Below are 15,025 nucleotides of genomic sequence, written 5' to 3'. Positions count from 1 at the left end.
CCGGCAGCCGGGTCTTTTTTTTGGCGCGTCCAGGCACACCATTATTTCGCTGGCAATTTTCCGCTGGAGCGTCCGACGATTAGCACGGTGATTCGCGCGACGAGTGAAAGGCTGCGGTATAGTCGCGGCAAACTTTAAATCCGTCTCTTCGATTCTCTGGAGAAAATCGTGCAGGAAATCATCGAAGGTCTGATCCGCTTTCAACGCGAGGTCTTTCCACAGCAAAGCGCGCTCTTCAAGCGTTTATCGACTGCGCAGAATCCCAGCACGCTCTTCGTGACCTGTTCGGACAGCCGCGTGGTGCCGGAGCTGCTGACGCAGACCGAGCCGGGGTCGCTGTTCGTGATCCGCAACGCGGGCAACATCGTGCCGTCGTACGGCCCGGAGCCGGGCGGCGTGTCGGCGACCGTCGAATATGCGATCGCCGTGCTCGGCGTGACCGACATCGTGATCTGCGGCCATTCGAACTGCGGCGCGATGACGGCGATCTCGTCCTGCACGAATCTGGAGCACATGCCGGCGGTCGCGAGCTGGCTGCGTCACGCGGATACGGCGAAAGCGATCAACGCGTCGCGTCACTATCACTCGGATGCGGAGCGTCTCGCGGCGCTGGTCAAGGACAACGTGATCGCGCAACTCGCCAATATCCGCACGCATCCGTCGGTGGCGGTCGGGCTCGTGAACAAGACGCTGCGGCTCCATGGCTGGATCTTCAATATCGAAAGCGGCGAAATGCTCGCACTCGATGGGAATACCGGTAACTTTTTGTCGCTTGCGGATAATCCGGAAATTTATGCAGTTTGAAGTGGCATTTGGAACGGGCTTTTGCTTTGAGAAATTAACTGATCGAGCTTGCTAAAAGCATTGCCTAAAAAGAACGCGGCGCAGCGGATTTTTCCGGTGCGCCGCGTTGTTTTTTGGGTTGGCCGGCGCGGTGGCGCGGCGTCGATGCCACCGCGCCGCCCGGCACAACCATCTCTATCAGCTCGACGTCACCAGCGAATCCGATGGCACGATCTTCAACACATCAGGGCTCTTCGCAGCCGGGTTCGACCACAGCAGATGCATGCTTGCCGCCCCGCTGCCGTGCACGTACTCGACCTTGATCGACGCACTCTGGTTCGCGGCGAAATGGACTTTGCCCGAAGCGCTGCCCGGCGTCGTGCCCGTTTTGTCGATCACCTTCACGCCGTTGATCCACAGACGCGCGACGTTGTCGCTGTTGATCGTGAACGTGTATTCGCCGTCCTGCGCCGCCTTGAGCGCGCCGGTCCAGCGCACGCCGTAGTTGGTCGCGTTGACGCCGGCCGATGCATCAGGCGAATCGGTGCCGCGCTCGGTGTTCAGATCGAAGTCGATCAGCGGCGTGATCGACGTCTTCACCGGCGCCGCGCTGAAGGTCGGATCGTTGTAGTACGCGACCTGCAGCACCGGCAGCTTGACGTCGAACCCACCCGTCAGCGCCTGCGTTTCCGACGTCTGCCACGGATGGCCGTCCGGGTAGAAGGTCCCCTGGAACGGCGTCGCCGGTTCGACTGTCGCGGGTGCGCTCGGCGTCTGGCCCCAGTGAAAGCGCGTATTGGTGCGGCCGATCATCAGCTCCCACACGATGAAGCCGGTGGTGCCGCCGTAGTTCGCGACGATACCCGGCATCGTCTGACCGGTCGTGCCCGTGAAGCCGCGTTGCAGCGTCTCCGAGTTCATCGCGTTGATGTTGCTGCCATTCACCGGACCCGTGTACGGGTTGTTGTACGGATGGAACCCGTAGAAATCCGAGAAGTAGGTGCCTTCGTCTTCCTGCACCTGCGGCGAGTTGATCGGCTGCGTTGCGCCTGCGTTCAGGATCGCGATGCGCGCATCGTTCATCATCACCGCGCGCGTGTTCCGCAATGAACCATTGCCGCTGCAGCCCGGCTCGTTCATCGGCTCCCAGAAGATGATGCGCGGGTCGTTGCGATGCGGCGCGACGAAGTCGGTGATGTAGTTCGCGAGGCTCTGCTTGTACGTAATCGCCGGGTTCGACGCGCTTGCCTGGAAATACGCCTGCTCGACCGGCGTGCCCGGCGACTGCACCCACTGGCTGTTATGCACGCCCCACACCGGCGCGGGCTGCGGGCCGTATTGCGGGTTGGGGTTCCAGCAGTCGTCGTAGAAGATCGGCGAGACCTTGATGCCGTGCCGCGCGGCGATCGTCAGCAGGTTTTCGAACTTGCTCAGGAAGGCCACGCGATCGTTGGCCCACACCAGATAGTGCAAATACACGGCGACCGTGTTCATGCCGTAGGTCTGCGCATAGGTGAGCTCGCGGTTGACGATCTCGGGGTCGTAGTTCTCCCAGAAGTCGATCGCGTTGACCGCATTGGACGGCGTGTAGACCGCGCCGACCACCTTCGAGAAATCGTAGACGGGCGAGGTCACGGCCGGATACGTATGGATCGTGATGTTGCTGAACGACACGCCGACACCGAAGCGCCGCACGCCGAAGCTGCCCGACTGGAAGACCGCCGGCAGCGCGTTGGTCGCGTCGTTGGCGCTCACCACGCGCTGGCCGTCGAGGTCGACGAGGATCGCGTTGCCGCTCGTCGTCACCTTCAGGTGATGCGTGCTGCCGCCGACGATCGAGGCGACCGGATACTGGATGAAATTGGTCCAGTTGTTGTTCTCGCGACCCACTACGAGCGCATGCGAGCCGGTGTCGAGACCGATGAAATAGCCGGTCAGGCTGTCCGGGCCGCCCGCGGTCGGCTTCGTCGTGCGCACGACGAAACCGGCGTTCGCGGGGCCCGTGCCGACCGGCGCGGTGACGGTCACGTCCGCTTCGTACGAAGCGCTCGCGTAGGTCGTGCCGAGCGCGACCGCCTTGTCGCCGGCGCCGGTGCCGTTGGCGGGCGGCGCGTCGATCGCGAGCGTCGACGCACTCGCGCCTGGGTGCCAGGCGCTCGCCGAACCGGGTGCGAGGTAGCTCGTGAAATCGCCGAACGACAACGTCGTCGTCGCGGTCGGGGCGGGCGGCGCCGGGGGCGTGTACGGCGCCAGATTCAGCGTCGGGTCGGCGATCACGAGCGGCGGGGTGGTCGTTTTCATGCCCACCGGGATGGCTTTGGCAGCCTTGAACTCGTTCTGCACGTCGGCTGTGGCGGCCGCAGCCGCTGTCGCATCGATTGCTTTCACCTGCTTGTCCGCCGTAGCGGACACGTTGGGCGATCCGTCATTACCGCCGCAGGCGCTCAGCATCGCGAGCGCGGCCAGTACATAGAAATTGCGCACCTGTATCTCCAGAGGTCCCCGCTTGATCGATGGTCATAATTATTATTAAAAATGCATACGACGAAGGCACTTGAAGCGTCGGTGTAACGGCGCAAAAATCGCTATGAATAATATTATTAGTTCGTCTGACCAGTATCGGTGGATTCCCTGATTTGCCAAAGCGGGTGCGCGGCGTACGCGCGAGGGCGCGCGCGAGCGCGGGCATAATCCTGTTTCCCCATGACCCACGTTCAACCCGAACCGTCCATGCCGCCCGTCGTCGCCGTCCGCCCGAGCGCCGTACCGTTGCGCAGCGTCGCGCTGATCCTCGTGTCGATGCTTTGCTTCGCGCTCGTCGACGCGTTGGCGAAATCGCTCGCGCTCGCCTATCCGGCCAACGAGGTCACGTTCTTCCGCATGCTGTTCGGTCTGTTCCCGGCCGTCGCGATGTGTCTGCGCGGCAAGCCGCTCGTCACGCGCTTGCGGCAACTCGACGTGCGCGGGCAGACCCTGCGCGCGCTGACGCTGCTCGGATCATCGGGCCTGTTCTTTGCGGGGTTGCCGTACATGCCGCTCAGCGAGGCGGTCGCGATCGTCTATTCGGAGACCTTGCTCGTGATCGTGCTGGCGCCGCTGCTGTTGCACGAAACGCTGAAGCCGCGCGACGCGCTGGCCGCGGCGGTCGGTTTCGCCGGCATGCTGCTGGTGGTGCGTCCGGACGGCTCGCATTCGAGTTGGCTCGGCCCGGCGCTGCTGATCGCGAGCGCGTTGTGCGGTGCGCTGTCGATCATCCAGATCAAGCGCATCAACGCGAGCGACGATTCGGGCACGACCGTGCTGTACTTCACGCTGGTCGGCACCGCGGTGATGGGCGCGTCGCTGATCTTCGCGTGGCGCACACCGTCGTTCGATGCGCTCGCGATCATGGCGCTGCTCGGCGCGCTCGCGACGGCGGGACAGTTGCTGATGACGATGGCGTTCCGCGATGCCGACGCCGGCGCGCTCGCGCCGTACAACTACACGAGCATCGTGTGGGCCGCGCTGTTCGGCTATCTGGTGTGGGGCGAGACGATCGGCGGGATCTCGATGCTGGGTATCGCGTTGATCGTCGGCAGTTCGGTTGCCGTCGCGATGCGCGGCAAGACCGAGGAAGGACCGCTCGTTTGAGCCCTCCTGGCACTCCGGTTAAAGGGCCCGTTTGGACAGAAGAATGCCCGTCGGTTTCGGACACATCCACGACCAGATCCGCCGATTCGTCAGTTGTTGGGTCTAAAAGCGAAACACTGTTCTTCGGATCGCCGACACTTTGACTAATGGGTCGTCGTTCTGTCGAAAGGGGGAGCGTGCCTTGTATAGCGAACCGAGAATGATCGTGTTGACGGGTCTCGTCTTCGGCGCGGTGACGATTGGGGCCTACGTGTCGCAGCTGGACAACGACTGGTCGTCCGGCCGGGACGTGAGCCTCGTCGCCGATGGCGAACGGAGTGTCGGCGCGACGGGCGCGGCGGCGGCGCGGCACCATGCGCTGCCCGACGACGTGACTGCGTTGCGGTCTCAGCCGGCGCCATCGATCGGAGCGCAGGCAGGCGACGCACTGGCCATCGCGGCGCTCCAGTTCGCGCGGGAGTCGAACAAGCCGCAACCGCAGGTGCAACCACAGCCGCAGCCGGCGAATCTGCCGCCACAGCCCGCGGTCAGTTCGAACCGGACCCAGGCGCCGCCTGCGGCAAAGACGGTGCGCTCACACCATAGCCAGGTTGCATCGGGCACCACGACGAAACCGCGTTCAGCGCAAAGCGCTGCGACGACATCGGGTAATCATGCGCGGGGCAGCAGCCACCGGAAAAGTTCTACTGCGGAGCGCTCCGGGAAGAAAGCGGCTGGCGTCGCGCCGGAGGTACGGCAGTCGCCGCAACATGCAACGCAAGGCGTCGAATCGGCATGGTCGATGCCGCGCTCGGGGCAAAGCAGCCAGGCCACGACTGAAGCGATTGTCAACAGCGGCCCCAAAACCCGCGCCGAGGTACAGGCCGAACTCGCGCGCGCGAGAGAGAACGGCACGATGCCCGCGTTCGGCAGACCCGCACCGTCGGGACCTGGAGCGCACTGAAGCGGGGTATTGCGCCGCGTTCCGTGCAACCGTCAGATCAACGACGCGGCGAGCCGCGCGAAGGTGGCTTCGTCGGTGCGATCGAACGCGAGCGGTGTGACCGAGACGCGACCCGCCGCGACCGTCGCCGTTTCGCTGTCGGCCTCGTTCTCGCGCGGGCCGCGATCGAAGCGCAGCCAGTGATACGCGATGCCGCGCGGATCGACTTCCGGCAATACCTCGATGTCCCTGACGAGCCCGACGCCCTGGCGAGTCGGCGTCAGAGGACCCGCATCGGCGGCATCGACGTCCGGGAAGTTGATGTTCAGGCAGGTCGGCGCCGCATGCTCGATCGCGAGCAACTGGCGGATCACGCCGGGCGCGAGCGTGCGCGCGGTGTCCCAGCGCACGCGCTCGCGATCGGTGAATACCTGGCTCAGCGCGAACGACGGCAGCCCGAGCAGCAGACCCGTCATCGCCGCGCCGACCGTGCCGGAGAACATCGTTTCGATGCCGAGGTTGCCGCCGCGATTGACGCCGGACAGCACCAGCGACGGCGCCTCGCGCATCAGATGACGCACCCCCATCACGACGCAATCGCCGGGCGTGCCGGTCACGCCGAAACGGCGTTCGCCCTGGCGGCTCACGCGCAGCGGCGAATGCAGGCTGATCGAATGCGAGGTACCGCTCTGGTCGTGCTCGGGCGCGACCACCCAGACTTCGTGCGCGAGCTCGGCGGCCACCGCTTCGAGCACGGCGAGGCCGGGCGCGTCGATCCCGTCGTCGTTCGTCAGCAGCACTCGCGGCACCTTGGATTCGTAAGCGGACATCGCGTCAATCTCCTGTGGGTCGGTCAATGAATCGTACGGAAGGGACGCCCATTATCCGGCTTTCATTCGACGCGCGTACGATGACGTTGAGCCGCCAACCGACCCAGGACGACCCCATGCAGATCGACCCGTTTGAGATTGCGATCGCCGATCAGGACATCGACGATCTGCGCCACCGCATCCGCGCGACCCGCTGGGCGCCCGCGACGCCCGCGCCCGCATGGCAGCAGGGCGCCGACCCAGCCTGGCTGCGCGAACTCGCGAGCTATTGGGCTGGGCAATTCGACTGGCGCGCGGCCGAACGCAAGTTGAACCGGCTGCCGCAATTTCTCGCCGACGTGAACGGCCAGACCGTGCACTTCGCGCATCGGCGTGCCGCGAGTGTGACGCCGGGCTTCCAGGCTTATCCGCTCGTGATCACGCACGGCTGGCCCGGTTCGTTCTTCGAGTTTCACGCGCTGCTCGATCAGTTGTGCGACCCGGCCGCGTTCGGCGCCGATCCCGCCGACGCGTTCGACGTGGTCACGCCGTCGCTGCCGGGGTTCGCGTTTTCGCCTGCGCCCGCGCAAGCCGGCATGTCCGCGTTCCAGGTCGCGGACCTGTGGGTGTCGCTGATGCGCGGGCTCGGCTACGAGCGCTTCGGCGCGCAGGGCGGCGATCTTGGCGCGGGCGTGTCGATCGCGTTGGCCGCGCATCATCCGCGGGTGGTCGACGGCATTCACCTGAACTTCCTGCCGAGTTCCTATGAGCCCGCGATCGGCGCGGCGCAGCGGGAGCTGACGCCGGCCGAGCAGGACTATCTGCGCGAGAAGAACGACTGGGCCGCACTCGAAGGCGGCTATGCGCATCAGCACAGCACCAAGCCGCTGACCGTCGCCGCATCGCTGAACGACTCGCCGGTGGGACTCGCCGCATGGATCGGCGAGAAGTTTCGCGCGTGGAGCGATTGCGGCGGCGACGTCGAAAGCGTGTTCTCGATCGACGAGCTGCTGACCAATATCTCGCTGTACTGGTTCACGCAGTGCATCGGTCCGGCGATGCAGATGTATTGGGAAAACCGCCTGCAGCCGATGCGTTTCTCCGACGGCGAGCGCATCGACACGCCAGTCGGCTTCGCGCTGTTTCCGAAGGAGATCAATCATCCGCCGCGCAGCTGGCTCGAACGGACCTTCAACGTCGTGCAGTGGAGCGAAATGCCTGCCGGCGGGCACTTCGCGGCGATGGAAAAGCCCGAGTTGCTGGCGGCCGAGCTTCGCAAGTTCTTCAGGCCGTTGCGGCAGAAAACACGTTAGGCCGCAGCGCAGCGCGCAAAAAGCGCATCGCGCACCGCGCAAACTTCAACCCGGGAGATCGACGGCATGAGCGCAGCCGTCACGCTGCTTCTGTTCGACCTGGAAGGTGTGCTGTCGCACTACGACCGCGCCGCGCGTGTCGAGCGTCTCGCGGCGATCGCGGGCTGCAGGGAAGAGACCGTGCGTCATGCGATCTGGGGCTCGGGACTCGAGGCGCGCGCCGACGGCGGCGAAATCAGCGACGACGAATATCTGCGCGAACTCGGCGCGCTGCTCGGTTATCCGGTGAGCCGCGCCGAATGGCTCGACGCGCGACTCGCGTCCATCAGGCCAAACGAAGCGGTGCTCGCGCTGGCGTCGCGCGCGGCGCAGCGTTGCCGCATCGCGATACTGACGAATAACTGCCGCCTGCTGACCGATCACATCGCTTATCTGAATCCGCCCGTGGCGCGGCTCTTTGGACCGCACGTCTATTCGTCGGCGGCGTTCGGCGCGGCGAAGCCCGCCACGCAAACCTATCTGCGCTGCGTTGAACGGCTCGGCGCGGCCGCAACGCAGACGCTCTTCATCGACGACAGCGAGGCCAACGTGGACGGCGCGCTCGCGGCTGGTTTGCAGGGCTACCGGTTCGTCGACGCGGATGGCCTCGCGGTCGAATTCGCGCGGCGGGGTGTGCTTTAGCCGCTGCGATGACGGTCGAACTTCCATGCACGAGGGCAGCTACCCGCTATGGCACTTTCGTCGAACCACGCTCGCCGCCGCCGCTTTCTGCGCGCGGCGCTCGGGTTACCGGCAACACTCGCGTTATCGCGCGTCACCTCCGCGCAGACTGAAACACCCGCGCAAGCCGATACCACCTTACCGCGCATGAACCGCCGCGCGATCCCGTCCACCGGCGAAGCGCTGCCCGTGATCGGCTGCGGCACGTGGCGCACCTTCGACGTCGGCGACGATGCCGCCGCGCGCGCCCAACTCGCCGAGGTGCTGCGCATCCTGTTCGAAGCGGGCGGCTCGGTGATCGATTCTTCGCCGATGTACGGTTCGTCGGAAGCGGTCGCGGGCGCGCTGCTCACTCAGCTCGACGCGCATCGCAAGGCCTTCGTCGCCACCAAGGTCTGGACCGAGGGACGCGCAGCCGGCATCGCGCAGATGGAGGAATCGCTGCGGCGTTTTCAGCAGCCGCATGTCGATCTGATGCAGATCCACAATCTGCTCGACTGGCGCACACAGCTCGCGACCTTGCGCGACTGGAAAGCGCGCGGCCGGATTCGCTATCTCGGCATCACGCATTACACGTCGAGCGCGTTCGACGACGTCGCGGCGGTGATGCGAAGCGAGAAGCCCGACTTCGTGCAGATCAACTACGCCGCCGACGATCGCGCGGCTGAGCAACGCATCCTGCCGCTCGCGGCCGAACTCGGCATCGGCGTCGTGATCAATCAGCCGTTCGGCGGTGGTGGTCTGCTCGCGCGCGTGATAAAAACGCCGCTGCCCGCATGGGCCGCCGAAATCGGCTGCACGAGCTGGGCGCAGATTCTGTTGAAGTTCGTGCTCGCGCAGCCGGCGGTGACCGTCGTGATTCCGGGCACCGGGCGGCCGCAATACATGGCGGACAACGTGCGCGCGGGATCGGGTCCGCTGCCCGACGCCGCGATGCGCGCGCGGATCGTCGCGGCGGTCAGCGGCTGACGCGATGCGCAATCCAGTGTGCAATCCGTCACGGCGTTTACTGGCTGCTTTCCATTTGCATACACTCGCCGCGTCCCGCAAACGCCACACAACACGGGAATAAAACCCGCGACACGACAGTCATGCCTCACGAACCGGGTGGTTCGGCGAATCCCTATCGTGAGGTCATCATGTCGTCACAACATTCATTCGATCCGGCGCGTCGCGGCGCGCTGAAGTGTCTTGCGTTCGGTGGTCTGGGCACGGTGTTCATGCTGTCGGGCGGCGTGCTGACGCCGGTCGAACTCGCGCTCGCGGCCGACGCCAAAACCGCGACGCCAGCAGCGGGCACGCCGCTTTTCCTGCAGATCAGCGACACGCATATCGGCTTCAACAAGGAAGCGAATCCCGACGTCGCGGGCACGCTGAAACAGACGATCGATTACGTCAACGCGATGCCGTCGCGGCCGCCGCTCGCGATTCACACCGGCGACATCACGCACCTGTCGAAGCCCTCTGAATTCGATCTGGCCGCGCAGCTGATGTCGGGCCTGAAGATCACCGAGCTGCACACGGTCCCCGGCGAGCATGACGTCACCGACGGCCCCGGCACCGAGTACTTCAGCCGTTTCGGCAAGGCGTCGGATAACCGCGGCTATTACAGCTTCGATCACCAGGGCGTGCATTTCGTCGGTCTCGTCAACGTGATGCATTTCAAGCCGAACGGCCTCGGCGGTCTCGGCAGCGAGCAGCTCGAATGGCTCGAAAACGATCTGAAAGGCCGCTCGTCGAGCACCCCGGTGGTCGTGTTCGCGCACATGCCGATGTGGACGATCTACGAGCCGTGGGGCTGGGGCACCGGTGACGCCGGACAGGCGATGGACTATCTGAAGCGCTTCGGTTCGGTGACGGTGCTGAACGGTCACATTCACCAGATCGTGACGAAGGTCGAAGGCAATGTGACGTTCCATACCGCGCGCTCGACCGCCTATCCGCAACCGACCGCCGGCCAGGGCGATGGCCCGGGGCCGCTGAAGGTCGCGAGCGACCAGTTGCCGAAGATGCTCGGCGTGACGAGCGTCAGTATCGCGCGTCATCCGCTGAAGGCGACGCTCGACGACACGACGCTCGCCTGACCGCACCCGCTACTTTTACGCTCGAGGAGATCAATGATGCCTACCAAGCTGATGGGCCGAGTACTCGCAGTTGCGCTCGGCAGTGCCGCGCTCCTGGCGATGTCGCCGGGGCTCGGCTTCGCGCAAACCACCATGCCGATGCAGATGCCGATGCCGATGAAGGCGGCGCAGCAGCAGACCGTCGCATCGACGCCTAACGCGATGTTCATGAAAAACTTTAATTTCACGCCGACGGATTTGACCGTCAAGGCGGGCACGACGGTCACATGGAAAAATCTCGACGGCGAGCCGCACACCGTGGTCAACGACGCGGGGCTGTTCCGCTCGGCCGCGCTCGATCAGGACGACACCTATCAATTCAAATTCGATAAACCGGGCGTGTACAAGATCTTCTGCGGCATCCATCCGAACATGAGGGCGACCATCACCGTGCAATGAGCGGTGAACCGGACGACCCGCGCCGCTCACGCGGTATGCAGCTCGCTCAACCGGCACAGCAGAATCCCGTAGCCGGTCAGATGCCCGAGGTACACGCTCGTAAACACGTTCGACGCGGGCAGGTCCTCGGTCAGCTGACGCAGGTCCTCCATATGCAGAGGCGGCGCGTCGAGCGGCGCAGGCTCGACGCGCAGGTCCGCCGCCTCGGCCAGTTGCCGGTGGGCGCTGACGAGCCGCGCGAGCCGCGCGAGAAACATTTCGCGCCAGCCGGCGTCGAGCGCGGCGAACTGATCGTGAAACGTGTCCATCGTTTCGAGAAAGTTGACCAGCGAATCGAAAGTCTCCTGATAGCACGCGAACACCGGCAGCCGCGCCGCGTTGCGCTTCAGATGCGGCGACACCCACGCCTGCTCGAGGTCGGTCTTCAGCAGCAGGTGCGCCTGCTTCAGGTTCGTGCTCAGCGTGCGCAGCTTCGAGGCTGCCGGCTTGATCTGCGCTTTGTCGAGCTGACCCGCGGCTAGTTGCGCGACGACATCGGTGGCCAGTTCGTTGCCGTCGTTGACGAGCGTGTTCGCCCAATAGCCGTGATCGGGCGGAAACGCGATCTGCTGGATCACGAAGCCGAGGAACATGCCGAGTACCACGCCAATCAGGCGCTGTTCGAGCAGCGGCAGATGTTCGCCGGTATAGAGCACCAGCGTGATCGGCACCGTGATGCTGGTCATCTGGAACAGCGACGGCCGCAGCGCGACGATGCTGAAGATCACCAGCGGCAGCAGCGCCGCAGCCATCCACAGGTGCGGCGCGGTCAGCCAGATCAGCAGCGTGCCGATCGGCATCGCCACCACGTTGGACAACACCCGTTTGTAGAAGTAGCTTCGCGCCGCCGAAATCGAGCTACCGAGCGCCAGCGTCAGCATCGTCGAACCGGCGAGCGGCACGGCCGCGTCGGGAAAGCCGAGCAGGTACGGGATGCCGAAACCGATCCACAGGCCGAGCGTCAGCTTCGTGTACTTGGCGGTTTCTGAAAGAGAAAAGCGCGCGAGCGCGCGGCGCAACGGCGTGAGTGGTTTGTGCTGATACCTGTTCGACATGATTCTCATGCTGACCGATGAGGTGGGCCGGGGCCGCGTCAGGCCGGGCCGGGTGAGGCATGGCGCGCGTTCGCGACATGCGGCAGGTGACCTTACCACCGGGCGCGAACGGCTTTGGGAATTCGCACGGTAGCAGGTTCGCGCGATGCTGCTTAAGGGCGCGCGGCGCTCTGTCTCACGAGGGTTTCAAGCGGCGCTATCGGGGTCGCGCATGAGTGCGCCTTCAGGCCCGCTTGTTGCATGCGAAACGGCGACCGCGATGGCGCGTTTCGCGGAACCCGCGTCGCATCGGGCGTCGCGGTGACGGCGGGCGGGGGGCTGGCTGTCGAGCGATTAGCGGAGTTGGAGTTTTTACCAGCTTTGCGCACTTTTTTGCCAACTCACGCGGTGTCTGACGGCGTCGTTTGAAGCACCTGGAAGCGAGGCGGAAACGCAACGCTGCTGTGTTGTCGGCCGTTCGCGACAGGGTTACATTCATTGAGCATTGCGTGCGGCGGCAGCCCGCGAGCGCGGCTTACGCGGCGGCTCGCCAGTGCGCCAGCTTGTCAGCAGGAAGTGGCATACCCGGAGCGTATTGCGATGGCTACCGATCCCGACGATACCGACTTGCGTCATTCCACCACGGACAGCCGTTCCTCTTTCGAACCCGACGGCACGGACGAATCGGGCGTACCGCCGCCGCGCTTCGGCCGCCTCGCGCTGTGCCTCGCGGCAGCCGGCGCGCTGACCTTCGGCGTGATGGGCACCGTCGCCTACGGTGTCTGGTTCAACCAGGATCAGCAGACCTACGCGGATGCCATCGCGGGCGCACGCCAGGCGCTCGGTTCGTCGGCGCCCGCGGTGCCGACGGTGGCCGTCGCGCACGCGCCGCAGGAGGCCGCCACGCCCGCCACCGCGCAATCAGCCGCGCAGCCCACCGCGTCGGATGTCGCGCTCGCAACGGCCGGCGCGAACGGCGGCTTCGAGGACACCAACCCGGCCGTGTGGTCCGGTCAGATCCACCCGAGTACGCCTGACCCGAATCTCACCGCCGCGCTGGCCGATACGCCGGTCGATGCCTCGGCGGATCTGTCGGCCGGTCTGTCGGACGACCCGCCCACCGCCCCGATTGTTCCGACGCCACCGCCGCGCTCCGTGCGGCACGTCGCGAATTCGACCGCGAAGCCCGCGGGCGGTCAACATGCGAAAGAAACGCGCGTCGCGCAGCAGGAGCGGCGCGCGTCGTCGCAGCACAACGGCGGTCTGTTTGCGCGGATCGGACAGTTCTTTCGACGCGTGAGCTATCGTCAACATGACAACGGCCGACAGCAACGAGATCCCTACTCCCACCCCTGAGCACGCGCTCGCCGGGTCAGCGGGGCAAGCGGGGCTGCGCGGCGCCGCGCGCGCGCGCGCGCCGGTGTGGCGCTTCCGGCCGGGGCCCGCGAGCGTCGCCGTGGCCGCGCTGTTGTGTCTGCTGTTCGGCCTGCTGTATGTGGCGACGCAGATGCGCACGGTGTTTTCCGATCAGCTGAAGCAGGAGTACGCGGGCCTCGTGCTCGAAGCCGTCGAGCGCGTCGACAGCGCGCGCGAACAGTTGGCCGCGTGGAAGCGCATGGCCGACACTCCGGCGAGCCACGACGCGTCGTTCGTGCCGGCCTATGACGCGGCGCGCGCGGAACTCGCGCGGCGTTTCGCGTCGCTCGCGGCGCTCGTCAACGCGAGTCCGTCGCCGGCGCCGCCCATTCCGTCGATGTCACCGACCCAGGCGACGCCCGAAGCCGTCGCGGCGGTGCTCGGCAGCGTCTCGGCCTACTGGCGCGCGCAACGCGATGCGTCGAGCGCCGACGTGCGGCTGCGCGTCGCGCACGTCGCGCGCACGCTGATCGCGCTCGCCGCGTTACTGTTCTGCATGCTGATCACCGCGCTCGGCATGTACGCGAAGCGCAACCGCCAGCTCGCGGGGCAGTCGCACGAGTTCGAACTGGCGTCGCTGCACGATTCGCTGACCGGCCTGTCGAACCGCCGCAAGCTGCTGGGCGCGCTCGACGCCGCCGCCAGGAATGCGCGGACCGCGGCCGTCGAGCCGCGCCTCGCCGTGCTGTATATCGACCTCGACGGCTTCAAGCAGGTCAACGATTCGTTCGGGCATCGCACCGGCGACGAGTTCCTCGCCGCGGTGTCCGAGCGGTTTCGCGCGTCGGTGCGCAAAGGCGATCTGGTCGCGCGCATCGGCGGCGACGAGTTCGCGGTGCTGGTGCGCACCTTCGCCGGCGATGACGAGCTCGCCGAGATCGCGCGCCGGCTGATGGCCTGCGTGGTCGAGACCGACGAGCAGATGGGAATCGGCCGCGTGCGCGCGAGCGTGGGCATCGCGAGCTACCCCGACGACGTCGACGATCACCGCCGTCTGATCGCCGCCGCCGATGCCGCGATGTATCAGGTCAAGCGCGACGGCAAGAACGGCTTCGCGTTCGCGGCGCAGACGGGCAGGGAAGCGACGATGTGAAGCTGCCGGGCGTTACTGAGCTTCGTTGCGCCACTCGGTCAGCTTCTCGCGCTCATTGAGTTCGATGAACGCCGGCCGTGCGCGCAGCCTGCGGATATAGCCCGCGAGATGCGGCCAGCCCACCGTCGCCGGGTGCGGCATGTTGCGGGTCCAGCGCATCAGTACGAGCGCGAGCAGATCGGCGGTGCTGAGCATATCGCCCGCGAGGTACGCGTGGCCGCTCGCGAAATGCGCGTCGAGCCGCTCGCACGCTGTTTCGATGCGGCGTTGCGCGAGCGCGCGCACCGCGTCGGCGCCGGCCGGGTCGCCGTCGCTGCCGGCGTAGAACCAGTCGCGCATTGCGGGCAGCAGCGTGTTCGCGAGGTAGATCATCCACTCGAACCATTCGCCGCGCGCGGCCGAACCGGGCGCGGGCGCGAGCCCGGCGTCGGCGTGGCGCTCGGCGAGCAGCATCAGCAGCGCGGCCGATTCATGCCGGGGCACGCCATCGACGACCAGCGTCGGCACGCGTCCGGCCGGATTCAAACGCAGATAGTCGGGATCATGCTGCTGGCCCGCGTCGATATCGACGAGGCGCGCTTCGAACGGCACGCCCATTTCGAGCAGCATCCAGTGCACGGGCATGCTGGCCGCGCCGGGCGAGTAGTAGAGAACGTAGGACATGTCGGGGCTCCGTGGATCGAGGGATGAGCGGTCGAACCGTGAACCGGAAGAATAAGGGGCTGTCGCCGAAGCGAACAGCCC

General features: G+C 65.8%; 14 protein-coding genes. 10 read left to right on the top strand and 4 right to left on the bottom strand.

What is annotated here, in order from left to right; all coding sequences use genetic code 11:
• Positions 1 to 168 precede the first annotated feature (168 nt).
• Positions 169 to 804 (top strand): carbonic anhydrase, encoded by a 636-nt coding sequence (locus tag QFZ94_RS02910; RefSeq protein ID WP_429455522.1) that lies wholly within the window; start codon positions 169 to 171, stop codon positions 802 to 804.
• Positions 805 to 981: 177 nt separating this feature from the next.
• Here the strand turns inward: QFZ94_RS02910 and QFZ94_RS02905 are convergent, their stop codons facing one another.
• Positions 982 to 3,267 carry a PA14 domain-containing protein gene (locus QFZ94_RS02905; protein ID WP_429455521.1) on the bottom strand — a complete coding sequence of 762 codons (2,286 nt, stop codon included), beginning with the start codon at positions 3,265 to 3,267 and terminating at the stop codon, positions 982 to 984.
• Positions 3,268 to 3,513: 246 nt separating this feature from the next.
• Here QFZ94_RS02905 and QFZ94_RS02900 point away from each other — a divergent pair, with 246 nt between their 5' ends.
• Both QFZ94_RS02900 and QFZ94_RS02895 read left to right on the top strand, forming a co-directional pair.
• Positions 3,514 to 4,413, top strand: a complete 900-nt coding sequence (locus QFZ94_RS02900) for a DMT family transporter (RefSeq protein ID WP_429457685.1) — start codon at positions 3,514 to 3,516, stop codon at positions 4,411 to 4,413.
• A gap of 181 nt (positions 4,414 to 4,594) precedes the next feature.
• On the top strand, positions 4,595 to 5,356 hold the full coding sequence (locus QFZ94_RS02895; protein WP_368583657.1) for a DUF4148 domain-containing protein: 762 nt from the start codon (positions 4,595 to 4,597) through the stop codon (positions 5,354 to 5,356).
• 32 nt (positions 5,357 to 5,388) lie between these two features.
• Here the strand turns inward: QFZ94_RS02895 and surE are convergent, their stop codons facing one another.
• Positions 5,389 to 6,165 (bottom strand): 5'/3'-nucleotidase SurE, encoded by a 777-nt coding sequence (surE, locus tag QFZ94_RS02890; RefSeq protein ID WP_429455520.1) that lies wholly within the window; start codon positions 6,163 to 6,165, stop codon positions 5,389 to 5,391.
• 116 nt (positions 6,166 to 6,281) lie between these two features.
• Between surE and QFZ94_RS02885 the strand changes: the two genes are divergently transcribed.
• The 5 genes from QFZ94_RS02885 (at position 6,282) to QFZ94_RS02865 (ending at position 10,699) form a co-directional block, all read left to right on the top strand.
• Complete coding sequence (locus QFZ94_RS02885) at positions 6,282 to 7,457, top strand: epoxide hydrolase family protein (RefSeq protein WP_429455519.1); 1,176 nt, start codon at positions 6,282 to 6,284, stop codon at positions 7,455 to 7,457.
• Between the two features lie 66 nt (positions 7,458 to 7,523).
• On the top strand, positions 7,524 to 8,138 hold the full coding sequence (locus QFZ94_RS02880) for an HAD family hydrolase (protein WP_429455518.1): 615 nt from the start codon (positions 7,524 to 7,526) through the stop codon (positions 8,136 to 8,138).
• A 48-nt stretch (positions 8,139 to 8,186) separates the two neighbouring features.
• Positions 8,187 to 9,146, top strand: coding sequence for an aldo/keto reductase (locus QFZ94_RS02875; protein WP_429455517.1), 960 nt, complete (start codon positions 8,187 to 8,189; stop codon positions 9,144 to 9,146).
• A gap of 170 nt (positions 9,147 to 9,316) precedes the next feature.
• The gene (locus tag QFZ94_RS02870; protein WP_368583652.1) at positions 9,317 to 10,261 is read left to right on the top strand and encodes a metallophosphoesterase family protein; all 945 of its coding nucleotides are present in this window, start codon (positions 9,317 to 9,319) and stop codon (positions 10,259 to 10,261) included.
• 36 nt (positions 10,262 to 10,297) lie between these two features.
• A complete protein-coding gene (locus QFZ94_RS02865; RefSeq protein WP_429455516.1) occupies positions 10,298 to 10,699 on the top strand; it encodes a cupredoxin domain-containing protein in 402 nt (133 codons plus the stop codon).
• A 26-nt stretch (positions 10,700 to 10,725) separates the two neighbouring features.
• On the opposite strand, the gene QFZ94_RS02860 is transcribed toward QFZ94_RS02865, so the two are convergent.
• A complete protein-coding gene (locus QFZ94_RS02860) occupies positions 10,726 to 11,793 on the bottom strand; it encodes an aromatic acid exporter family protein (RefSeq protein WP_429455515.1) in 1,068 nt (355 codons plus the stop codon).
• A gap of 579 nt (positions 11,794 to 12,372) precedes the next feature.
• Between QFZ94_RS02860 and QFZ94_RS02855 the strand changes: the two genes are divergently transcribed.
• Together QFZ94_RS02855 and QFZ94_RS02850 are read left to right on the top strand one after the other, a co-directional pair.
• Positions 12,373 to 13,128: a hypothetical protein gene (locus QFZ94_RS02855; RefSeq protein WP_368583649.1), complete on the top strand. Its 756-nt coding sequence runs from the start codon at positions 12,373 to 12,375 to the stop codon at positions 13,126 to 13,128.
• Positions 13,085 to 14,281 carry a diguanylate cyclase domain-containing protein gene (locus QFZ94_RS02850; protein WP_368583648.1) on the top strand — a complete coding sequence of 399 codons (1,197 nt, stop codon included), beginning with the start codon at positions 13,085 to 13,087 and terminating at the stop codon, positions 14,279 to 14,281. The genes QFZ94_RS02855 and QFZ94_RS02850 overlap by 44 nt, the downstream gene beginning before the upstream one ends.
• Positions 14,282 to 14,293: 12 nt before the next feature.
• On the opposite strand, the gene QFZ94_RS02845 is transcribed toward QFZ94_RS02850, so the two are convergent.
• Positions 14,294 to 14,944, bottom strand: a complete 651-nt coding sequence (locus tag QFZ94_RS02845) for a glutathione S-transferase family protein (protein ID WP_429455514.1) — start codon at positions 14,942 to 14,944, stop codon at positions 14,294 to 14,296.
• Positions 14,945 to 15,025 lie beyond the last annotated feature (81 nt).

The organism is Paraburkholderia sp. JPY465 (assembly GCF_050436725.1).
Lineage (GTDB): Bacteria > Pseudomonadota > Gammaproteobacteria > Burkholderiales > Burkholderiaceae > Paraburkholderia > Paraburkholderia youngii.
This window is presented reverse-complemented; position numbering and strand designations above follow the sequence as displayed.

What these genes read in the sequence shown, in the direction of transcription:
- QFZ94_RS02855 (WP_368583649.1), top strand. Translation starts at nt 12,373, where the DNA reads ATGGCTACCGATCCCGACGATACCGACTTGCGTCATTCCACCACGGAC.
- QFZ94_RS02865 (WP_429455516.1), top strand. Translation starts at nt 10,298, where the DNA reads ATGCCTACCAAGCTGATGGGCCGAGTACTCGCAGTTGCGCTCGGCAGT.
- QFZ94_RS02885 (WP_429455519.1), top strand. Translation starts at nt 6,282, where the DNA reads ATGCAGATCGACCCGTTTGAGATTGCGATCGCCGATCAGGACATCGAC.
- QFZ94_RS02850 (WP_368583648.1), top strand. Translation starts at nt 13,085, where the DNA reads ATGACAACGGCCGACAGCAACGAGATCCCTACTCCCACCCCTGAGCAC.
- QFZ94_RS02845 (WP_429455514.1), bottom strand. Translation starts at nt 14,944, where the DNA reads ATGTCCTACGTTCTCTACTACTCGCCCGGCGCGGCCAGCATGCCCGTG.
- surE (WP_429455520.1), bottom strand. Translation starts at nt 6,165, where the DNA reads ATGTCCGCTTACGAATCCAAGGTGCCGCGAGTGCTGCTGACGAACGAC.
- QFZ94_RS02880 (WP_429455518.1), top strand. Translation starts at nt 7,524, where the DNA reads ATGAGCGCAGCCGTCACGCTGCTTCTGTTCGACCTGGAAGGTGTGCTG.
- QFZ94_RS02900 (WP_429457685.1), top strand. Translation starts at nt 3,514, where the DNA reads ATGCCGCCCGTCGTCGCCGTCCGCCCGAGCGCCGTACCGTTGCGCAGC.
- QFZ94_RS02875 (WP_429455517.1), top strand. Translation starts at nt 8,187, where the DNA reads ATGGCACTTTCGTCGAACCACGCTCGCCGCCGCCGCTTTCTGCGCGCG.
- QFZ94_RS02870 (WP_368583652.1), top strand. Translation starts at nt 9,317, where the DNA reads ATGTCGTCACAACATTCATTCGATCCGGCGCGTCGCGGCGCGCTGAAG.
- QFZ94_RS02860 (WP_429455515.1), bottom strand. Translation starts at nt 11,793, where the DNA reads ATGTCGAACAGGTATCAGCACAAACCACTCACGCCGTTGCGCCGCGCG.